Origin of the sequence: Desertibaculum subflavum (genome assembly GCA_003576705.1) — a bacterium.
Classification (GTDB): Bacteria; Pseudomonadota; Alphaproteobacteria; order Ferrovibrionales; family Ferrovibrionaceae; genus Desertibaculum; species Desertibaculum subflavum.
In genome coordinates this window covers 1-3,431 of sequence record QOZS01000121.1, presented here as the reverse complement: position 1 = coordinate 3,431, position 3,431 = coordinate 1, and the positions used below count along the sequence as shown (strand labels likewise).

The window sequence follows — 3,431 nt, the reverse complement described above, 5'->3', positions numbered from 1 at the left end:
GCGACGCTCCTCGACATGCTGAACGACGAAAACCGGACCGGCACCTTCGCGCCGGACGGCTTCTCGATCGGACGAAACATCGTGGGCAGCGGGGCGGACATCGATGGATCGAGCTTGGCCATAAACGAGCCCGCTGCGGTCGGATTGCTGGGCTGGGCGGTTGCATCGTTCGGCCTCTGGTACCGCCGACATCGGCGAACGGCCTCTTTCTAGCGGCGCGGTTGTCGTCACTACGGTAGACCGACGCCCCTTTTCGATCGTCCTGCAAGAGGGCTTATCGATTGGCCCGGGCCAACACGGCGTGCATCAGCACGTTGACGCCGGGGAAGGCGTCTTCCGGCGCCATGGTCTCGGCCTCGTTGTGCGAGATGCCCTTGTCGCAGGGGGCGAACAGCATCGCGGTCGGGCAGATGCGGGTCATGTTGTAGGCGTCGTGGCCGGCCTGGCTCTGCATGTCGAGATAGGTGATGTCGAGCGTGCGCGCCGCGTCGCGCAGCAGCGCGATGCAATCGGGATCGAAGGCCTCGTCGCCAAAGCGCCAGGTCTCGATGATCTCCATCTCGACATTGGCCTTCTTCGCGGCCTCGGGGATGGCGGCCTCGACCTCCTGCCGCATCCGCTCGACGCCCTCGATGGTCGGGTGGCGGAAATCCATCACCACGACCGACCATTCCGGCAGGATGCCGGTCAGGTTCGGCCAGATCTCGAGCTGGGCGCAGGTCGACTTGCCGCCCTCGGGGTGATAGCGCCAGCCGATCTCGTTCAACGCGCAGATCAGATAGGCGGCGCCGACCAGCGCGTTCCGGCGGCGGTCCATCGGTGTCGGGCCGGTATGCGCGGTCTCGCCCTTGACCTTCACCTTCATGCCGCGGGTCGCGAAGCCGCCGGTGACGACGCCGACGGGAATCTTCTTCTCGTCCAGGATCGGGCCCTGCTCGATATGCAGCTCGAAATAGGCATCGATCTTGCGGCCGCCGACCGGAGCCTCGCCGGCATAGCCGATGCGCTGCAGCTCCGAGCCATAGGTGACGCCCTTGAGATCGGCGCGGCCGAGCGCCCAGTCGAGCTGGTGCACGCCGGCGAACACGCCCGAAGCCAGCATCGGCGGATTGAAGCGGGCGCCTTCCTCGTTCGCCCAATCCACGAGTTCGATGGGCCGGCGGGTCTCGATGCCGGCATCGTTGAGGGAGCGGATCAGCTCCAGCCCGCCGAGCACGCCGAGGATGCCGTCGTAGTTGCCGGCGGCGATCTGGGTGTCGAGATGGCTGCCGACCAGGACCGGGGGCAGGTCGTTCTCGCGGCCGGGCCGTCGGGCGAAGATCGAGCCCATCCGGTCGACCGTGACCTCGAGCCCGGCCTCCCGGCACCAGCCGACGAAGATGTCCCGCATTTCCTTGTCGGAATCGCCGAGCGCCAGGCGGGACAGGCCGGTGGTGCGGCCCTTGCCGATCTCGGCCGAGCGGGCCATCGAGGCCCAGAAGCGCTTTTCGTCGATGCGGAGGTCGTTCTTGCGGATGGTCATCGGGCCTGACTCCAGGGCGGGGCACCAGCATAATCCGACCGGAACGGCCGGGGAGGGCGGAAAAAGCTCAAGCAATTCCTGGGCCTAGCGGCCCCATCCCCGCGCTTGACGCCCCACGCCCGACCGCTTAGAACCCGCGTCTTCGCGGCGGCTCCTCGGGGGCCGCGCTGCGCCTTCGCGCGCCCCTGCTTGCGAGACCGACCGGAATGACGAAGCGACTCGAGTCGAAATACAAGATCAACCGCCGCCTCAACGAGAATCTGTGGGGCCGGGCGAAGAGCCCGCTGAACCGGAACAAGACCAATCCCCCGGGCATGCATGCCCAGCGGCGCAAGAAGCTGTCGGATTTCGGCGTCCAGCTGCAGGCGAAGCAGAAGCTGAAGGGCTATTACGGGAACATCACCGAGAAGCAGTTCCGCAACATCTACGAGCTGGCCGTGCGCGCCCGCGGCGACACCTCGGAGGCGCTGATCGGCCTGCTCGAGCGCCGGCTCGACGCGGTGGTCTACCGCATGAAGCTGGCGGCGACCCCGTTCATGGCGCGCCAGCTGGTCAATCACGGCCATATCCGGGTCGACGGCCGCCGGGTCAACATCGCCTCGTTCCGTGTCAAGGACGGCCAGGTGGTCGAGGTGGCGGAGCGGTCGCGGCAGCTCGCCGCGATCCTGGAGTCGCAGCAGTCGCGCGAACGCGACGTGCCGGACTACATCCAGATCGAAGCGAACGGCATGAAGGGCACCTTCGTGCGCGCGCCGGGCTTCGCCGACGTGCCCTATCCGGTGAAGATGGACCCGCACCTCGTCGTCGAATTCTACTCGCGCTGATCCGAAGCCTTCGGGCTTCCGCTGGGCAAAGGGCCGCGCCTCAGGTGCGGCCCTTTTTCGTTACCGGCGCCATTCCAGCACCTCGAAGGCAGGGCCGGCATTGCGCAGGGTCACGGTGGCGTCGCGCTCGCTGCGGGCATTGGTGCCCGCCACCTCGTAGGTGATCGCCAGGCCGACCCGCTCGCCCTGCAATGCGGTGACCGTGTGACGCTTGATCAGCATGGTGGCGGGCGGACCGGTTTCGGCGGCACCTGCAAGCGCCTCGGCCGGGTGGAAGCGGATGCTGTCGGCGTATTGCCGCTCGAGCGCGCGGCGCAGGATCGGCCAGAACTGCTGCGCCTCCGTGACGCTTGCAATGGCGATCGGGCGACGCGGGATCGATTCATCGTCTTCCGCCGTGCTGACCGGCAAACTGCCCCATTTGACGATGCGGAAATCGGGCGCCTTGTTGCGCAGCCGCACCTCCGCGTTGCGGGTCTTGGCCGGCGCGCCGGCTCCCGCCATCGGATTGACGCGATATTCGACGGTCAGCGCAATCTCGTTCGCGTCCAGCCGGTCCAGGCGATAGCCGTCGATACCCGCCATGTCGACCGCACCGTCCGCCACGGCCAGCTCGCGATCATATTGCGCGACCAGCCGTTCGCCGATGACATCCCAGTGGGCGTCGATCTGGCTCGCATCGGTCACCGACGTGTCGACGCGATACGAGCCCCATTGGAGGATCACGAAACCGGGTGCGCGGTTGCGAAAGCGGACGTCCTGTGTGCGCAGCCGCGGACGGCCGGCTGAATAGGAACCCGCCGTGCTGTGCGCCATGTATTCGAGGGAGATGCTGATCTCCTCCGATGTCAGCGATTTGAGCCGGTAGGAATTGATGCCGCTGGCCTGATAGGCCTCCTCGTAGCGGGCCCAGACACGGTCGTATTGCCGGCGCAGCGCGGCGGCGATCTTCGGCCATTGCTGCTGCAGGGCGGCGGCATCGGCGACCGCCGGCGGCGTCGGCCCGGCGGCGGCGGTCGGAGGAGGCGGGGCAGGGGCCGGCCGCGCCGGCGCGACCGCTACAGCCGGCGCCGGTGCATTCGACG

General features: G+C 67.6%; 4 protein-coding genes. 2 read left to right on the top strand and 2 right to left on the bottom strand.

Translation table 11 applies throughout. The features are described from left to right. A partial coding sequence (locus DT074_RS27685; protein ID WP_368744955.1) for a hypothetical protein occupies window positions 1–213 on the top strand: 213 nt, incomplete at its 5' end. A gap of 61 nt (window positions 214–274) precedes the next feature. On the opposite strand, the gene DT074_RS27680 is transcribed toward DT074_RS27685, so the two are convergent. Further along, the gene (locus tag DT074_RS27680; RefSeq protein WP_119423054.1) at window positions 275–1,522 is read right to left on the bottom strand and encodes a Zn-dependent hydrolase; all 1,248 of its coding nucleotides are present in this window, start codon (window positions 1,520–1,522) and stop codon (window positions 275–277) included. A gap of 206 nt (window positions 1,523–1,728) precedes the next feature. On the opposite strand from DT074_RS27680, the gene rpsD reads away from it, so the two are divergent. After that, a complete protein-coding gene (gene rpsD / locus DT074_RS27675) occupies window positions 1,729–2,346 on the top strand; it encodes a 30S ribosomal protein S4 (protein WP_119423053.1) in 618 nt (205 codons plus the stop codon). 60 nt (window positions 2,347–2,406) lie between these two features. Here rpsD and DT074_RS27670 read toward each other — a convergent pair. Continuing rightward, the coding region (locus tag DT074_RS27670; protein WP_368744954.1) for a hypothetical protein at window positions 2,407–3,431 on the bottom strand (1,025 nt) is incomplete at its 5' end.